The sequence below is a fragment of the Actinomyces sp. Z16 genome, assembly GCF_003111765.1.
GTDB classification, from domain to species: domain Bacteria; phylum Actinomycetota; class Actinomycetes; order Actinomycetales; family Actinomycetaceae; genus Actinomyces; species Actinomyces glycerinitolerans.
Window position 1 is genome coordinate 3,285,564 of record NZ_CP027862.1, and the last position, 16,191, is coordinate 3,301,754.

The following is a 16,191-nucleotide window of genomic DNA, read 5'->3' on the forward strand; positions in this document are numbered from 1 at the left end:
CGAAGGGAGTCCACCATGAAGCTCACCCGCCGCTCTCTACTCATGGGCCTGTCCGTCACAACGGCAGCGACTCTGTCCGCCTGCACCGGGTCCACCGGCTCCAACAGCTCGGGTTCGAACACCGGGGCCGCATCCGGGTCCGGAGAGCTGTCCGGCGAGATCACCTTTCAGACCTGGTCACTCAAGGACGACCGCTTCACACCATACTTCGAAAACCTCATCAAGTCCTTCCAGGACGACAATCCCGGCACCACCATCAACTGGATCGATCAGCCCGGAGACGGCTACGAGGAGAAGGTCCTCCAGCAAGCAAACTCCGGCGAATTACCCGACGTCATAAACCTTCCCGAGGGCTTCGCCTACAAACTCGCTCAGGTCTCGCAAGTGCTGGATCTGAAGGCCGCGGACGCAGACCTCCTGAGTTCCTACGTTCAAGGCGGTCTGGACGCCTACACCTACGACGGCATCGAGGGCGTCTACGGCTACCCGTGGTACCTGGGCACGGACGTGTGCTGGTGGAACACCGAAATGCTGGAGCAGGCCGGTCTGTCCATTGACGACGCCCCCACCGATCTCGACTCGTACATCGATTGGTGCACCACCGCCGCACAGAAGGGGGTCTACCTGGCCTCCACCATGCCCGGCCTCACCGAGATCAGCGACTACGGAGTCGACATCTTCAATGGCGAGGAATTCGCCTTCAACACCGACCAGGCAGCCGAAATCGTCAGCCGGTACGCCGAGTTATACGAGATCGGAGCCATGCCGGCCGAGGTGCTCAACGACGACTATGCCGGCAATGCCACCATGTACACCCAGGAAAAGGTGGGATACACCACGGCCACCGGCTCGTTCGTCACCCAGCTGACAAACGACGCCCCGACCCTCCTCGACAAGACGGACTGCTCAGCACGCTTCACCACGCCGCCGCTGTACATCCAGGGCATCAGCGTTGCCGCGAACTCGGCGAATCCCGACTTGGCGCTCGCGTTCGCCCAATACGTGACGAATAACGACAACCAGGTGGAGTTCGTCAAGATCGCCCAGGGCTTCATGCCCGGCACCCTCGAAGGCAATGAGGATCCGGATGCCCTCACTGAAGACATCTCCGACCCCCTGATGAAAAAGGCAGTGGAACTGGCGGCGGCCGCGATGTCCAGCGCCGAGACGGTCAAGCCGATCCAGTACACCGACGATATGGACACCTACACACAGCAGCAGATCGCGCTCGCAATGAAGGGAGACATCTCCGCCAAGGAAGCGCTGGATGCCGCCGTTCAGTACTGCAACGAGAATCTCAACGTTTAACGCTCCATGACGGGGCGGGCGCATGCCCGCCCCGTCTCCCCGTTCCCACGTCCGGGCCTGCGCTTCACGCAGCCACTCACCCACCGGAGGCCAACCGCATGCGTCTGCGTCAACGCCTTACCCCCTACATCTTGGTCGCACCGGCGACGATCTGGGTCCTGGTATTCGCCCTGTGGCCGTTCCTCAATACCGTCATGCTGGCCTTCACCGATGCGAGACCGCTACGTCCCGCCCAGTTCATAGGCCTGGACAACTTCAAGAGGATTCTGGACGATCCACAGGTCGGCTACGCCCTGACCACCTGTTTCGTCTACGTACTCGTGTGCGTTCCACTACTGACAATCATCCCCCTGCTTCTGGCACTGTTGATATCGAAGTACATGCCCGGAATGTCGTTCTTCAGAACCGTCTACTACTTCCCGGTCATAGCCTCGGTAGTTGTCGTGGGCATCATCTGGTCATGGATGTTCGACTCACGCGGGGTCGTCAACCAGGCGATCGAGTTCCTGGGCGGAACAGGCATCTCCTTCTTGACCGATCGCTGGTGGATCCTCATGTGCTCCATACTCCTGACCACCTGGAAGGGGCTGGGATACTACATGGTGGTGTACTTGGCCGCCTTGGGCAACGTGGGTCGCGAACTGCACGAGGCGGCCGCATTGGACGGCGCCGGCCCGATTCGCCGCTTCTGGTCCATCACGGTCCCCGGCGTACGAGGAGCCATGCTTCTGGTCTCCGCCCTGATCACGACCTCCGCGATGCGCATATTCTCCGAGATCTACATCCTCACCAACGGTTCCGGCGGGCCCGGTGGGCAGGCCATGAGCCTCGTCATGCTCATTCAGCGCAAGGGAGCGGGACTGGATGGCCAACTCGGCTATGCCTCCGCGCTCTCCGTGGTGCTCTTCCTGCTAACGATCGGGCCTCTACTCCTGACCGCTTTCATCAACAACGGCACCGACATAGCCGCCATGCGCAGCAGGTTGCGCAAGCGCCGCGCGCACCGGGCGGCACTGCGCGAGAACGCCAAACGGGCTAGTGAGAGGGCCTCGCGATGACATCGACAGCAGCCAAGCACGCGGAGGCCCCCGCTCACACCCTCGCCAAGCCTTACAAGGATCGTTTCTGGCGGCGCAAGGGGGAGTCGGACTTTCTGAAGCCCACTGTCGCCGGCGCCGTCGTGCGCTATGTCCTGCTCATTCTCATGGCGGTAATCGCCATCTTCCCCTTCCTGTGGCAGCTGTCCACCTCGTTGAAGGGCGCATCCGAGAATATCTACGCATTCCCGCCGCATCTGGTTCCGGAGCATCCGACACTGGAGCACTACGCGACGGTCTCGCGCACCATACCGATTCTGAAGTACGCCTGGCACTCCCTGCTCGTAGGTGTGGCCACAGTGGTCAGTCAGGTCTTCTTCTGCACCTGCGCCGGCTACGCCATGGGCATCTTGAAGTTCCGCGGCAAGTACCTCTTCATGGCAATCTTCCTGTCGACGCTGCTCCTTCCGGGCGAAGTCACGCTGACCAGCCAGTATCTGACCGTCAGATCGCTCGGCTTCGCCAACTCTCTTGTCGGCGTCTTCCTGCCCGGGGCGATCGGCGCCGTCAACGTCCTATTGATCACGACTGCGTGCGCGATGATCCCCAAGGACATCCTCGAAGCCGCAGAGATTGACGGCGCGTCCACCTGGCAGCGTATCCGGCATGTGGTGTGGCCGAACATCCGCGGTATGGTCAGCGTCGTCGCCCTGTTCTCCTTCATAGGCGCCTGGGATGACTTCCTGTGGCCCCTCGTAGTCCTGTCGGATCCCGAGAAGTACACGCTCACGGTCGGAATGCAGTACCTGCAGTCAAACTTCGGTTCCAACCCGCGCGTCGTCGCCGCCGGCACCATCATCGCGCTCGTCCCCATCATCATCCTGTTCGCGCTGGCGCAGAAACAGTTCTTCAGCGGAGTTCAGGAGGGCGGCGTCAAGGGCTAGTTGTCAACAGGACTTCCTCGGCACGTTACTGTTGCAGGCCTCGGCGGGGAAGGACGGCGCGGAAGGCCTTCAAGGCAGCATGGACGCCATGGCCCGCGGAGTTGGCTCCCGCGGCGGCGCTGGCTCGGGCACCCCCGCTCTCCAGACGCAGTCCCGCCCCGCGGGCGGCAATGAGCTGCTCGACCAGCCCGGTCACCTCCGCAGCCACCACCTCGACGGGCCGCTCGGCGTCGACGAGCTTGATGCGTTCGGGCTCCTGGCGCGCCAGCACCCGGAACTCCTCACGCAGGGCGGCGTGGAAGGCGTCGGGCTCGCGCTCCAGGCGGTCGCGCCGACCGCGGGCGTCGGTACGGGCTGAGCCGACGGCGGGATCGGCGTCGAGCAGGATGGTCAGGTCGGGCAGCAGACCGTCGGTGGCCCACAGGGATAGGTCACGCACCTCCTGCGGGCCGAGCGCACGGGCGGCACCCTGGTAGGCGACGGAGGAGTCCAGGTAGCGGTCGGTCAGTACCACCTCGCCGCGGGCGAGCGCGGGACGCACCACCGTGGCGACGTGGTGGGCCCGGTCGGCCGCATACAACAGGGCCTCGGCGTGCGGACTCACGTGGCCGCCGTGCAGCAGCAGGTCGCGGATCCGGTCGCCCAGCTCGGTGCCGCCGGGCTCGCGCGTGCGCCGGTAGGCGATCCTTGCCGCGGTCAGCAGCGCGCTCAGGCGGTCGATCTGGGTGGTCTTGCCGACACCGTCGCCGCCCTCGAAGGAGATGAACAGGCCGGGATAGGCGTGCACAGGGGGCACCGGGGCGAAAACGGACAAGTTCACGGCGCCAGGGTAGCCGGAGACCACGCCGAGTCGGGGCGGATCCCCGTTCACCGGACCGCCCCTGTCACAAAATGCACCACTTTCCAAGGACTGGCCGTGTTCTAGAACCGACAAACCGTAGGATTCCGCGGTCACAGTCGGCATAAGCTGCAGCAGCAAGTCCTAAAGTGGTGCATTCCATGACACCGCTTCACGCCCAGCGCCGCACCCGCATCAGAAGGCCGGAACGTAGATCTCTACGCGACGGTTGAGTTGGCGCCCGGCAGGATTGTCTAAGCCGTCCTCGTTCTCGTTGGGCGCCACCGGCCGGGTCTCGCCAAAGCCCTCGGCCTCCAACAGCGCGGCCACTCCGTCCTGCTCCAGGGCGTCGAGCACCGCCTGGGCCCGCTGCTCGGCGTCGACCTCGATGCTCTGCACGCCCCGGCTGACCAGCGCGGTACCGTCGCCCTCGTTGACGATGCTCACCGAGCCGTCCTCATAAACCGCGCCGCCCTCACCGTCGTTGACCAGGGAGGAGTCGCCGTCCGAGGTGATGACCGAACCGTACCCGCCGACGACGGTCATGCCGCCGTTCAGGACCCCCGCCTCGTCACAGCACGCCGGGGAGACGGTGATGCCCGGGCGGGCTGGATGTCCCCGGTCAGGTCCGGGGTGAGGCTCCCGGTGGAGGAGGTCAACAGGCCGAGGTCGGGCAGCGCGAGTGCCAGGGCGCCGACGGCGATGCAGGCCGCGGGGTCTGGGGAAGAAGCGGCGGCACCGGGTGGGGGCGGTTCGGGGATTCACGACGTGGGCCCTTGTCGCTGGTTCTCTGTGGGTGTCAGGTGTGTACGTCTATCGGGATGCGCGGGGTGGTCCAGGGGGTGCGGCGGCGGGCGGGCCGGCCACCGGCAGGGTCAGCCACACCCGGGTGCCCACCCCCTCACGGGAGGCCATGCGCACCTGCCCGCCATGCCGGCCGACGATGGTGCGCACCAGCGCCAGCCCCAGTCCGGAGCCGGGCAGGGCGCGGGCGTTGGAGGCGCGCTCCAACTCGCGGAAGACGCCGTCCAGCTCCGCCTCGGGCACGCCGATTCCGGTGTCGGCCACCTCAATGGTGACGGCACCGGCCTCCTCCCTGCCGCGCACTTCCACGGCCCCGCCGTCCGGGGTGTACTTGGCGGCGTTAGTGAGCACGTTGTACACGGCCGAATACAGCAGGTCGCCGTCACCGCGTACGTGCGGCAACGGCCAGGGCACCGCCGGCAGGTCCAGACGTACCCGCACCGCCGCGCCGCGTCCGGCAGCCTCCTCGATGACGGCGGAGACCGCGTCCTGGACCGTCTCGGCCAGGTCCACGTCCTCCACCGCCAGCGGGGCGGTCTCCAGCTCGGCGAGCTTGCGCAGGTCGGTCAGCAGACGACTCATCCGCCGCGACTGGGCATCCACCACCTCCAGATCCGCGGCTACGACCGGGGTGGCGGTGCGGGAGGCGTCGGCGACGGCGGCGCGCACCGCCGTCAGCGGGTTCTTCAACTCGTGGTCCAGGCGACGTAGGAACTGCCGGTGGCGGGTGCGCGCCTGTGCCTGCGCCTGCGCGCGCAGCCGCTGCTGTTCGGCCCGGTGGCGTCGCCGGGCGACGACGACCAGCGCCACCGCCGTCAACGCGCCCCCGCCGGCCATGGCCACGGCCGCCGGGACGGCGGTCGTAACCGACAGGGTCAGCCCGCCCCAGGCCGCTTGGGCGAGGGCGGTAAGGGCCGCCACGGCGATGACGCCGCTGCCCCACCACAGCCAGAACCGGCGGCCGGACCGGGTGTGAGTGCCGGAGTCGGCGTCGACGGGCCCGCCCCCGTTTTCCGCTCTCAGGCGTCCGGCGTCACCGATCGAACGGAGCGCGCCGGATATGTCCGGTCCCACCGGCGCGCTCACGTGTGCACCTCGGCGCAGAAACGGTAGCCGCCCTGCGGCACGGTCTCAATGAAGATCGGGTGGGTGGCGTCGTCGCCCAGGGCGCGGCGGATCTCGCGGATGCGGTGGTCTACGGCGCGGGTGGAGGACACGAAGTCGATGCCCCACAGGGCGGACAGCAGCGCCTCGCGAGTGTGCAACTCGCCGGGGTGGCTCATCAGATAGTCCAGGAGGGTGACCGCCTTCGGGGTGAGGGACACCTCCCGGCCGGCCAGAGTGACGCGGCGGGCGGCGCGGTCCAGGGTCAGCTCACCCGCCATCAGCCGGGACGCCGCCGTCAGGGGCTGGCCGACGCCGCGGGTGCGGCGCAGGACGGCGCGGATTCGGGAGGCGAGCTCGGCGGGGTCGAAGGGCTTGGACAGGTAGTCGTCGGCGCCGTCATCCAGGGCGGAGACGCGCTCATAGGAGGCGTCGACCTGGGTAAGCAGGATGATCGGGGTCCAGGTGCCGCCGGCCCGTACCCGCCGCACGAGTTCACGCCCGTCCATGCGGGGCATGAGCACGTCACTGACGATGATGTCGATGCTGTAGGCGCCAAGCAGGTCGAGCGCCTCCACACCGTCGCTCGCGCGCAGCACCCGGTAGCCGCTTCGCTCCAGGTAGGAGCCGAGCGAGGCGCGGATCGGGGCTTCATCGTCGACGAGCAGGACGGTAGCGGCGGGTTGGCCGGCCGCCGGGGAGGCGGCAGGCTGGCCGGCCGCCGGGGAGGCGGGGGGCGGGGCGGGTACGGGCCGGGGCATGGGCTGCGCGGTCGGGTTGCTCGGGCCGGTCAGTCGGTCAGCTGCTCGACGGTGTTGTCAGCGCCGATGTCCTGAATGCTCGGGGCCCCGTCCAGGTAGTAGACGGTGACATCGGAGCCGAACACCTGGATCGTGTCGGCCTGGCGGAGGTAGACGGTCACGTCCGAGCCCTGCACGGTCAGCGTCCCGATGTTCTCCGCGGAGACGGTGACCTCCGAGCCCTGAATCGTCAGGCTGTTGAGCTCTCCGACGAGGTTGTAGGTGCCCCCGGAGCTCTGGATCGCGTAATCGCCGGACACGTTCTCCTGGGTACCGTTCGCAATTACGCCGAGCCAGTCGGAGTCGGTGATGTCAGCGGTGGAGGCACCGACGGCGGCGTCGGCGTCGGTGTCGTCCGTATCGGCGTCTGCGGCGGCATCTGCGTCGTCCGTATCGGCGTCCTCGCTGTCGTCGGTGTCGGTGTCGTCCGCGCTCTCGGTTGTCTGTGTGGCCTCCTCGGTGGCCACGGCGGCGGTGGTCTCCTCCGAGGCGGAGTCGCCTTCCGAGCCGCCGACGCTGATGGAGCAGGCGGCCAGGGAGACGCCCAGGGCCATGACGGTGGCGGGGACGAGGAGCTGGTTGGGGATACGCATTGGGGTTCCTTCCGGCGTACAACAATTCGTGTGTCGGAAGATTACAGGCCCGCATAAGGCAGCCGTGTCGCTGCACTGTCGCAATCCTGCGATCTGGACGCAGGTCACATGCGAGCTCCGGACAACGCCGGGCACAGCCGCGCCCACGGAGACTTGGAGCACTCCGGGTTTGAGGGTGTGTGGTGGGGACTGCGGTGGTGTCTGCGGTGTGTGGTTGCTTGCGGTTGGGTCGACTGACCCGTGTCTGCTTGGACCGCCAGGCTGCACTTGGACCGCCAGGCTCTACTTGGACCGCCGGGCTGCACTTGGACCGCCCTAGACGCTGTCTCAGGCGGTCCAACTGCGATTATGCGGTCCAACTGGAGGAACGCGGTCCAAGTAGAGGCCAGGGAAAGGTGCGGGCGCCGGTCCCGACCGGCCACACCGCCGCCAACCAGCGCACCGGGCGCGAGCAGGACCCAAGCCCCGGGCGGACCCGAGCCAGCTGTGCCGGTCTCCGTCGAGTACGGCAACGCCTTGAGAGTCCCAAACGGACCCAAGCCGGCTTTTCCGGCCCCCAGGGGGTCGTGGTGTCGGATTCCGGGGGCGGCCTCGGGCACGCGGGGAGCCTGTCTGCCCACGAACCGCCGTCGGCGTCGAGTCCCGCGCGTGGCGGCACAAAGTGTCCAGGATCGGCACAAACGACTCCGACGCGGCCCGCGGCCATGGGCAGAACGTTGGAATCATGCGGATTCCAAATCGGCTCCAGCGGTCGGCGACGGCCTTAGTGCCGAATTCGGACATTCCGCCCCACGGCGGGGCGCCCGGGCACACACCGCCAGCACCCAGCCCACCAGGCCGGCAACACCCACCACCCACCACACCCACAAACCGGAAGAGCCGCGAGAGCCCTAGATTCGCGATAGCCTACGCGCTTGTAACTATACAGTTCGCACAGATGCACAAACCGAATTGTGCTCGGAGTACATCACGCCCCAAAAGGGCTCCATCCGATCTAGTCGGAAGCACCAGTTCCGACGAGGAGACGACATGCCAACAACCAAGACGGCGCGACTCGCGCTCGCATGCACCATCATCTACATCGCGGGGATGGGGGTCTCGAACCTCTTGATCTACCGCGTCCTCAACGTCGGCTACAACGATGCCGCCTTCGTGAAGACGCTGCTGCCGTTCATCTCCCTGCTGGCGCTATGGGCGCTGGGCAGCTTCCTAGCCCTGCGGAATCGGCTCACACCCCCCGACGGTCCGAGACGCTACCCTGCGTTCCTAGTCGTATTCATTCCCCTCGTAGGCATGGCCCTGTACTACTGGGCAACTCACGGCGAACTGACACCCGCATTTGCAACCCCATTGGTCGCCACTGTGCTCATCGGATTCGCTGAGGAAATGATGTTCCGCCGGGTGCTGTACGTCGGCCTGCTCCAGGAGCCCCAGGGAACGCAGATTCGAGGCGCGCTACTCGGCTCCGCGGTGGTGTTCAGCCTGCTTCACTCGGTGAACGTGCTCGCCGGACTGCCCTTCCCGAACATGCTGCTGCAGCTGGTGACCACCTTCATCGCTGGACTGTTCTATGCCCTGATGTATGACTACACCAAGAGCATCGGCCTCATGATCGCCTCACACTTCCTGTGGGACTACCTTATCTTCAGTGGAGCAGTTACGAAGATTCCAGTGTTCAGCGGCGTCATCACGGTACTGAACATTGCAGAGTTCGTCATCGTAGTCGTACTCCTCACCAAACGATGGCAGCAAGAGAGGCTCTCGTCCGCTCAGAACGCATGATCACGTCTCACTGGCCGCGGCCGTCCACACACCGGCGAAACTCTGCTCGAGGGCGCGGTTGCCCCTCCACGACACCACGCTCCTAGACGACGGAGGACGGACATCAGCGGGACTTCTTGGCGGTGGTCTTCTTCGCCGTGGTCTTGCGGGTGGTGCGCTTCTTGGCGGGACCCTTGGCGCGCTTCTCCGCCAGCAGCTCGTAGGCGCGCTCGGGGGTGACGGTGGCCGGATCATCGTCGCGGCGCAGCGTCACATTCGTCTCCCCATCGGTGAAGTAGGGGCCGAAGCGGCCGTCCTTGATCACCACGGGCCGGCCGGTGTCCGGGTCGGTGCCGAGCTCGCGCAGCGGCGCCCGGGAGGCCGCCTGGCCGCGGCGCCGCTTGGGCTGGGCGAACAGCTCCAGCGCCTGCTCCAACGTCACCGTGAACAACTGCTCCTCGCTCTCCAGGGAGCGCGAGTCCGTGCCCCGCTTCAGGTAGGGCCCGTAGCGGCCGTTCTGCGCGGTGATGTCCACGCCGTCGGCGTCTTGCCCCACCACCCGTGGCAGGCTCAGCAGGTCGAGGGCCTGCTCCAGGGTCACGGTGGCCAGGTCCATTGACTTCAGCAGCGAGGCGGTGCGCGGCTTGGGGCCCTTCCGGGACCGGCGTGCCGAGCCCTTCCCGGCCGACTTCGACGCCGCGGCGCCCTGCGCCTCCGCGGTCTCGTCCGCGGCCGGCTCCGGCTCGGGCAGGATCTCGGTGACGTAGGGGCCGTAGCGGCCGTCCTTGACGACGATGGTGTGGCCGGTGGACGGGTCCGTGCCCAGCTCGCGGCCGTCGTCGGCGGCACGGGTGAACAACTCGCGCGCCTTGGCCACCGTCAGCTCGTCGGGCGCCAGGTCACCGGGGACGTTCGCGCGCTTGCCCTCGGCGTTCTCCAGGTAGGGGCCGTAGCGGCCCACGCGCAGGGTGATGCCCTCGCCGATGTCTATGGAGTTGACGGCGCGGGCGTCGATCTCCCCCAGGCCGTCCACCATGGCCTTCAGGCCCAGCCCGTCCTCGGCGGTGGGGGCGGTTCCCGCCGCACCCGCCTGCCCCTGGGGGCCGTAGTAGAAGTGGGTGAGCCAGTCGACCCGGTCCTCTTCGCCGGCGGCGATGCGGTCCAGGTCTGCCTCCATGGAGGCGGTGAAGTCGTAGTCGACCAGCTCGCTGAAGTTCTCCTCCAGTAGGCGGGTGACGGCGAAGGCCAGCCAGGTGGGCACCAGCGCCTGGCCGCGGTGTTCCACATAGCCGCGGTCGGAGATGGTGGACATGATGGAGGCATAGGTGGAGGGGCGGCCGATCTCCCGCTCCTCCAGCGCCTTAACCAGGGAGGCCTCCGTGTAGCGGGGCGGCGGCGTGGTCTCATGCCCGGCGGCCTCGGCCGTGAGCGCCACCAGCTCCTGGCCGGCGATCATGGCGGGCAGGCGCACATCCCGGTCCCGGCCGGCAGCGGCGCCCGCGCCGGCACCCGAGGCGGAGCCGCTGCCCGACGCCGTCGGCGCAGCCCCGTCCGTCACCGCGGGGGCGGTCTCGGACTCGTAGCGCTCGGCGTCGCGCCCCTCCTCGTAGGCGGCCAGGAAGCCGCGGAAGGTGATGACGGTGCCCGAGGCGGTGAACCCGGCCGTGTTGAAGGTGATGCCCGAGTCACGGGAGCCGCCGTCGGCGGGACGCAGGGGCACGTCCACCCGCACCGTGGCCGTGGAACCGGTGGCGTCGGCCATCTGGGAGGCGACGGTGCGCCGCCAGATCAGCTCGTAGAGGCGGAACTGAGCGCCGGTGAGCCGCCCGGACACCTGCGCGGGGGTGCGGAAGTGGTCGCCGGCGGGACGGATCGCCTCGTGCGCCTCCTGGGCGCCCTTGGTCTTGGTGGCGTACACGCGCGGCTTGGGCGCCACATACTCCGCGCCGTACAGCTCGGCCACCTGGCCGCGAGCGGCGGCGACCGCCTGCCCGGACAGCACCGTGGAGTCGGTACGCATGTAGGTGATGAAGCCGTTCTCGTACAGGGCCTGCGCCACCCGCATGGTCTCGCGCGGGTTCATGCGAAGCTTGCGGCTCGCCTCCTGCTGCAGCGTGGAGGTGGTGAAGGGCGCGGCCGGGCGCCGCCGGTAGGGCTTCTCCTCCACCTCGGCCACGCGCGGCACCGCCCGGGTAACGGCCTCGGCGACGGCACGCGCGGCCCCCTCGTGCAGGTGCACGGTGCCGGCCTTCACGGCGGCGGGACGCAGCGCCCCGGCGTCGGTGAAGTCGCGTCCGGTGGCCACGCGCCGCCCGTCCAGTGCGGTCAGGCGGGCGGTGAAGGCGGTGTCCGCCGCGGCCGCGGGGCGCAGCGAGCTGCCGGCGGCGAGGTCGGTGGACAGCTGCGCCTCCACACCCCAGTAACCGGCCGCCTTGAAGGCCATGCGCTCACGCTCACGCTCCACCACCAGCCGGGTGGCCACGGACTGCACGCGCCCGGCGGACAGCCCCGCGCGAACCTTGCGCCACAGCACCGGGCTGACCTCGTAGCCGACCAGCCGGTCCAGGATGCGGCGAGTCTCCTGCGCGTCCACCCGGTGGGTGTCCAGGTCGCGGGTGTGGTCCAGAGCGCGGGTGACCGCCTCCTTGGTGATCTCGGTGAAGGTCATGCGCCTCACCGGTACCTTGGGCTTGAGAACCTCCAGCAGGTGCCAGGCGATGGCCTCCCCCTCGCGGTCGTCATCGGTGGCCAGGTAGAGCTCATCGGCGTCCTTGAGCGCCTTGCGCAGCTGCGTGACGGTCTTCTTCTTGTCCGGGTTGACCACGTAGTAGGGCTTGAAGCCGTCGGTCACGTCGACGGCGAACTTGCCGTAGGGGCCCTTCTTCTCGGCGGCCGGCAACTCGGAGGGCTGGGCGAGGTCGCGGATATGGCCGACCGAGGCCTCGACGTCGAAGTCCTTGCCCAGGTAGCCGGCGATGGAGCGGACCTTGTTGGGGGACTCGACGATGACGAGTTTCTTGGACACGGAGACCTTCTTCGAGTGCTTCGGTTTTACGGCGTTTCAGCGGCGTGGCCCCAGCGGACCGCGGTAGACCGGTGCGGTGCCGCCCGGGCGCGCCGGAGGGGTGAAGACGGCGGCTTGAGGCTGCGAGCGTGACTGTAGCGCACCTGTCCGACAGGATTCCGCCCCGCCCCGCCGCCGTCCACCCCTGGATTCACAGCTGCACCACAGACTAGACGTGTTCAATGAGCCGCATGAGCACCCCCGCCGAATCTCTCACCCGACCTGACGGCTCCCCCATACGCGTTCTGGTGGTCGACGACGAGCAGACCCTCGCCGATCTGCTCGCCTCTGCACTGCGCTACGAGGGCTGGGAAGTGACCACCGCCGGCACCGGCCGGGCCGCGGTGCGCCTCGCCCAGGAGCTCACCCCCGACGTCATCGTGCTGGACATCATGCTGCCCGACTTCGACGGCATGGAGGTCATGCACCGCATTCACGGTCACCAGCCCAACGTCCCCGTGCTGTTCCTCACCGCCAAGGACGCCGTCGAGGACCGGGTTGCGGGGCTCACCGCCGGCGGCGACGACTACGTGACCAAGCCCTTCTCCCTGGAGGAGGTCGTCGCCCGGCTGCGCGCCCTACTGCGGCGTTCCGGTGCCAGCGCGGAGAAGCCCGCGAACGTGCTGGAGGTGGGCGACCTGCGCATGGACGAGGACTCCCACGAGGTGTGGCGCGGCGAGGACGAGATCCACCTGACCGCCACCGAGTTCGAACTGCTGCGCTACCTGATGCGCAACCCCCGCCGAGTGCTGTCCAAGCCGCAGATCCTGGATCGCGTGTGGAACTACGACTTCGGGGGGCAGGCCAACATCGTGGAGCTGTACATCTCCTACCTGCGCCGCAAGATCGACAAGGGCCGCGAGCCCATGATCCACACCATGCGCGGGGTCGGCTACGTGCTCAAACCCGCCGTCGCCCAGTAGCCCCGGCAGGCACCGATGCAGCTCATGGCCGGCGGACACCGGCGGCGGGAACCCGGCGGCACGGCTCGCGGCCCCACAAGGCGCTCGGCTAGCCTCGGGCGCGTGCGTCCAACACCACGCAGCCTGCGAACTCGGCTCGTCGTCGGCGTGATCGGCATCGTGCTGGTCATGGCGGCCGGCATCGGGGCCCTGTCCACACTGATGCTGCGCCAGTCGCTGGTGGACCGGCTCGATGAACAGCTGACGGCCGCCTCCGATCGCGCCGCCGCCCGGCGTCAGGACGCCAACCCCGCCGGCGTCGGCCTGGCCGGGAGCCAGAGCTCGGACTCGGGCCAGGACACCACCCGGCCCGGGGCCGACGTGGCACCGCCCACTGACGGCGCCGCCCCGCCCGCCGCACCGAAGGGCGATGTGCCCATCGGCCTGGACGCCGTCGGACAGTCCACCGGCACCCTGACGGTTATCGCCTCCGGAGCGCGCGATGGCGCCGATGACTCCGGATCGGCCGTCTCCACGGTGAAGGCCGGATACATCGACGACGACGGCAACTACCGCACCCTGACCGACGCGGAGTGCGAGGCCCTGCTCGCGCTGGAGGTCACCGGCGAGCCGGTGACGGTGTCGATTGATTCCCTGGGCAACTACCGGGTGCTCGCCACCGAGGACTCCGCCAGCGGAGACGTGGTGATCACCGGCCTGTCGACCGCCGCCGATGAGAAACTCATCCGCACCCAGCTGCTGGCTCAACTGGGGATGGCGCTGGCCGGAGCCCTGATCGCCGCCGTCACGGGCCGGGCCATGGTGCGCACCTCGCTGGCACCGCTGGAGCGCGTGGCGGACACGGCCGAACAGGTCGCCTCCCAGCCGCTGTCCCGCGGGGAGGTGAGCATCCGGGAGCGAGTCTCCGCCGCCGACATCGCCTCCTCGCAGGAAATCGGCCAGGTCGGCAATGCCCTGAACACCCTGCTCGGGCACGTCGACGACGCCCTCACCGCCCGGCAGCGCAGCGAGACGCAGGTGCGCCAGTTCGTCGCCGACGCCTCCCACGAGCTGCGTACACCGTTGGCCTCCATCCGGGGTTACACCGAGTTGATCAAGCGCAGCGGCGCCGACGCCGTACTGCCGGAGGATGCCGTGCACGCCCTGGAGCGGGTGCACTCGGAATCGGTGCGGATGACGGCGCTGGTGGAGGACCTGCTGCTGCTGGCACGCCTGGACGCGGGCCGCGAGTTGGAGCACGGGGAGGTCGACCTGGTGGAGATCGTCGTGGATGCGGTCGCGGACGCCCGGGCCGCGGGCCCCGACCACACCTGGGAGTTGAATCTGGCGGTGCTCGAGCCTCCCGCCGGGCTGAGCGACGAGGCGGCGGAGGAGTTCGTGCCCGAGCCGACGCTGGTAGTGGGCGACGAGGCGCGGCTGCGGCAGGTGATGGTCAATCTGCTGGCCAATGCCCGCGTGCACACTCCGGCGGGCAGTCGGGTGACCACGACCCTGTCCCGGGGCGAGGACGGGACGCTGGCAATCGCCGTCGCCGACGACGGCCCGGGCATCGACCCCGCGGTGCGCGACCGTCTGTTCGAACGCTTCGCCCGCGGGGACGCCTCGCGCGAGCGGCGCACCGGCTCCACCGGTCTGGGCATGAGCATCGCCCTGGCGATCGTGCAGTCCCACCACGGGACCCTCAGCGTGGACTCCCGCACTGGCACCGACGACCACGGCACCACCTTCACCGTGATCCTGCCGGCGGCCCCGGCATCCGCGGACGCCGCCTGACGCGGACGACCCAAATCCGGCGGAAAGTTCGGCACCGATAAGCACCGAAAAGCACACCACGCCGACTTTCCAACACCACACCGGCCAAAAGTCCAGTCTCAAACACCGCGTTCACGCCGAGAGCTCGTGTTTAGCCCGGCGACGTTCGGGCCGGTGTTTTGCACGACCCTGGGTGACACTGCACGACCCTCGTGGGCATTGCACGACCCCGGGGTGGTCGTGCAACACACACCAAGGTCGTGGAACGCGGCCCGAGGTCGTGCAGTACATAGGGGCGTGAGCGCCACTGCCACCCCGGGGCTATCGGCGTGGATGAGGCGTTTTCGACCGGGGCTATCGGCGTGGATGAGGTGCCTTAGACCGGCGCGCCTCGGTCCTCTAGCTGGATCGTCCAGCCCAGCCCTTGCAGTCCCAGAGACCCTCCTCGCGATGAGGCGCGTTTCCCGCGTGGTCCACGCTCGTGGCGACCTGCGCGCCGACGGCTCATCAGGCAGAACAACGATTCGTCAGGTGCGCTAACGGTTCATGCGTTCTCGGCGACGATTAGCCACGAACACGCGTTCGCGTCACGAACACGAGTTTTAGAGCTTTGCACGTGCCCCGCACCCGCAAACCTCCAAAACTCGTGTCCTTGCGGGAAACTCGTGTACAAGACACGTCCCAGCCGCCCCGTCGGCGCCGCGCATCGAAAGGTCGGCGACCGCTCAGTCGTCGGGGTCGGCGTTGACGGCGCCCTCGACGTCGTGGAAGAGCAGGTTGGAGATCTCCACCTGCACCATCTCCACGTCGGGCACATCGACCAGCACCAGGGGCTCATCCGCGCTGGTCTGCAGGGAGAGGCTGCCGCAGCCGAACATGCGGTCGGTGATGGTCCGCTCCTGCTGGACGTCGGAGATGCGTGACAGCGGCAGGTCGTGGCCGGTCTTGTTGATAATGCCGGAGCGGGTGATCACACGCTTGGAGGTGACCGTGTACGTCGTGGTCATCCAGCGCAGCCAGGGCACCACGAAGGCCGGCATGGCCGCAATGACGACCAACACCCACACGGCGATGACGGCACCGGTGCGCCAGTTGGCATCCGGGAACAGAATGGAGGCGACCACGCCTACGGCCAGTAGCGCGATCACCACGAGGGAGCGCCACAGCAGGATCTTGGGGTGGGTGCGCATATGGCGCACGACGATCTCGTCCTTGCTGAGCAGCTTCTGGGGTAGAGCCATGCCCCCAGTGTGCCACCCGGCT

13 protein-coding genes are annotated in these 16,191 nt (G+C 68.0%); 6 read left to right on the forward strand and 7 right to left on the reverse strand.

The features are described from left to right. Window positions 1-15 precede the first annotated feature (15 nt). The 3 genes from C3B71_RS13640 to C3B71_RS13650 all read left to right on the forward strand — a co-directional run bounded on the left by C3B71_RS13640 (window position 16) and on the right by C3B71_RS13650 (window position 3,289). Window positions 16-1,308, forward strand: coding sequence for an ABC transporter substrate-binding protein (locus tag C3B71_RS13640; RefSeq protein WP_073328820.1), 1,293 nt, complete (start codon window positions 16-18; stop codon window positions 1,306-1,308). 98 nt (window positions 1,309-1,406) lie between these two features. Next, a complete protein-coding gene (locus C3B71_RS13645) occupies window positions 1,407-2,366 on the forward strand; it encodes a carbohydrate ABC transporter permease (protein WP_073328818.1) in 960 nt (319 codons plus the stop codon). Beyond that, complete coding sequence (locus tag C3B71_RS13650; RefSeq protein WP_073328815.1) at window positions 2,363-3,289, forward strand: carbohydrate ABC transporter permease; 927 nt, start codon at window positions 2,363-2,365, stop codon at window positions 3,287-3,289. Before C3B71_RS13645 ends, C3B71_RS13650 begins: the two co-directional genes overlap by 4 nt. A 25-nt stretch (window positions 3,290-3,314) precedes the next feature. Here C3B71_RS13650 and tmk read toward each other — a convergent pair whose 3' ends face one another. The 5 genes from tmk to C3B71_RS13675 form a co-directional block, all read right to left on the reverse strand. Next, complete coding sequence (tmk, locus tag C3B71_RS13655) at window positions 3,315-4,109, reverse strand: dTMP kinase (RefSeq protein WP_234415930.1); 795 nt, start codon at window positions 4,107-4,109, stop codon at window positions 3,315-3,317. Between the two features lie 213 nt (window positions 4,110-4,322). Then, complete coding sequence (locus C3B71_RS13660; protein WP_108968800.1) at window positions 4,323-4,673, reverse strand: OmpA family protein; 351 nt, start codon at window positions 4,671-4,673, stop codon at window positions 4,323-4,325. Window positions 4,674-4,940: 267 nt separating this feature from the next. Next, window positions 4,941-6,017, reverse strand: a complete 1,077-nt coding sequence (locus tag C3B71_RS13665) for a sensor histidine kinase (RefSeq protein ID WP_234415931.1) — start codon at window positions 6,015-6,017, stop codon at window positions 4,941-4,943. After that, the gene (locus tag C3B71_RS13670; RefSeq protein WP_108968802.1) at window positions 6,014-6,796 is read right to left on the reverse strand and encodes a response regulator transcription factor; all 783 of its coding nucleotides are present in this window, start codon (window positions 6,794-6,796) and stop codon (window positions 6,014-6,016) included. Before C3B71_RS13670 ends, C3B71_RS13665 begins: the two co-directional genes overlap by 4 nt. A 29-nt stretch (window positions 6,797-6,825) precedes the next feature. After that, the gene (locus C3B71_RS13675) at window positions 6,826-7,428 is read right to left on the reverse strand and encodes a DUF3060 domain-containing protein (RefSeq protein WP_108968804.1); all 603 of its coding nucleotides are present in this window, start codon (window positions 7,426-7,428) and stop codon (window positions 6,826-6,828) included. A gap of 1,029 nt (window positions 7,429-8,457) precedes the next feature. On the opposite strand from C3B71_RS13675, the gene C3B71_RS13680 reads away from it, so the two are divergent. Continuing rightward, window positions 8,458-9,210 (forward strand): CPBP family intramembrane glutamic endopeptidase, encoded by a 753-nt coding sequence (locus tag C3B71_RS13680; RefSeq protein ID WP_108968806.1) that lies wholly within the window; start codon window positions 8,458-8,460, stop codon window positions 9,208-9,210. Window positions 9,211-9,313: 103 nt separating this feature from the next. Here the strand turns inward: C3B71_RS13680 and topA are convergent, their stop codons facing one another. After that, window positions 9,314-12,214: a type I DNA topoisomerase gene (gene topA / locus C3B71_RS13685; RefSeq protein WP_108968808.1), complete on the reverse strand. Its 2,901-nt coding sequence runs from the start codon at window positions 12,212-12,214 to the stop codon at window positions 9,314-9,316. Window positions 12,215-12,444: 230 nt separating this feature from the next. Between topA and C3B71_RS13690 the strand changes: the two genes are divergently transcribed. Both C3B71_RS13690 and C3B71_RS13695 read left to right on the forward strand, forming a co-directional pair. Next, on the forward strand, window positions 12,445-13,176 hold the full coding sequence (locus C3B71_RS13690) for a response regulator transcription factor (RefSeq protein WP_073328799.1): 732 nt from the start codon (window positions 12,445-12,447) through the stop codon (window positions 13,174-13,176). Between the two features lie 168 nt (window positions 13,177-13,344). Further along, complete coding sequence (locus C3B71_RS13695) at window positions 13,345-14,949, forward strand: sensor histidine kinase (RefSeq protein WP_234416287.1); 1,605 nt, start codon at window positions 13,345-13,347, stop codon at window positions 14,947-14,949. A 704-nt stretch (window positions 14,950-15,653) separates the two neighbouring features. Here the strand turns inward: C3B71_RS13695 and C3B71_RS13700 are convergent. After that, complete coding sequence (locus C3B71_RS13700) at window positions 15,654-16,169, reverse strand: PH domain-containing protein (RefSeq protein ID WP_108968810.1); 516 nt, start codon at window positions 16,167-16,169, stop codon at window positions 15,654-15,656. Window positions 16,170-16,191: the final 22 nt, after the last annotated feature.

Excerpts from the sequence above, each read along its gene's own strand:
- C3B71_RS13670 (WP_108968802.1), bottom strand. The coding sequence starts at position 6,796 with ATGCCCCGGCCCGTACCCGCCCCGCCCCCCGCCTCCCCGGCGGCCGGC.
- C3B71_RS13695 (WP_234416287.1), top strand. The coding sequence starts at position 13,345 with ATGGCGGCCGGCATCGGGGCCCTGTCCACACTGATGCTGCGCCAGTCG.
- C3B71_RS13690 (WP_073328799.1), top strand. The coding sequence starts at position 12,445 with ATGAGCACCCCCGCCGAATCTCTCACCCGACCTGACGGCTCCCCCATA.
- C3B71_RS13640 (WP_073328820.1), top strand. The coding sequence starts at position 16 with ATGAAGCTCACCCGCCGCTCTCTACTCATGGGCCTGTCCGTCACAACG.
- C3B71_RS13645 (WP_073328818.1), top strand. The coding sequence starts at position 1,407 with ATGCGTCTGCGTCAACGCCTTACCCCCTACATCTTGGTCGCACCGGCG.
- C3B71_RS13660 (WP_108968800.1), bottom strand. The coding sequence starts at position 4,673 with ATGACCGTCGTCGGCGGGTACGGTTCGGTCATCACCTCGGACGGCGAC.
- C3B71_RS13680 (WP_108968806.1), top strand. The coding sequence starts at position 8,458 with ATGCCAACAACCAAGACGGCGCGACTCGCGCTCGCATGCACCATCATC.
- C3B71_RS13675 (WP_108968804.1), bottom strand. The coding sequence starts at position 7,428 with ATGCGTATCCCCAACCAGCTCCTCGTCCCCGCCACCGTCATGGCCCTG.
- C3B71_RS13700 (WP_108968810.1), bottom strand. The coding sequence starts at position 16,169 with ATGGCTCTACCCCAGAAGCTGCTCAGCAAGGACGAGATCGTCGTGCGC.
- C3B71_RS13650 (WP_073328815.1), top strand. The coding sequence starts at position 2,363 with ATGACATCGACAGCAGCCAAGCACGCGGAGGCCCCCGCTCACACCCTC.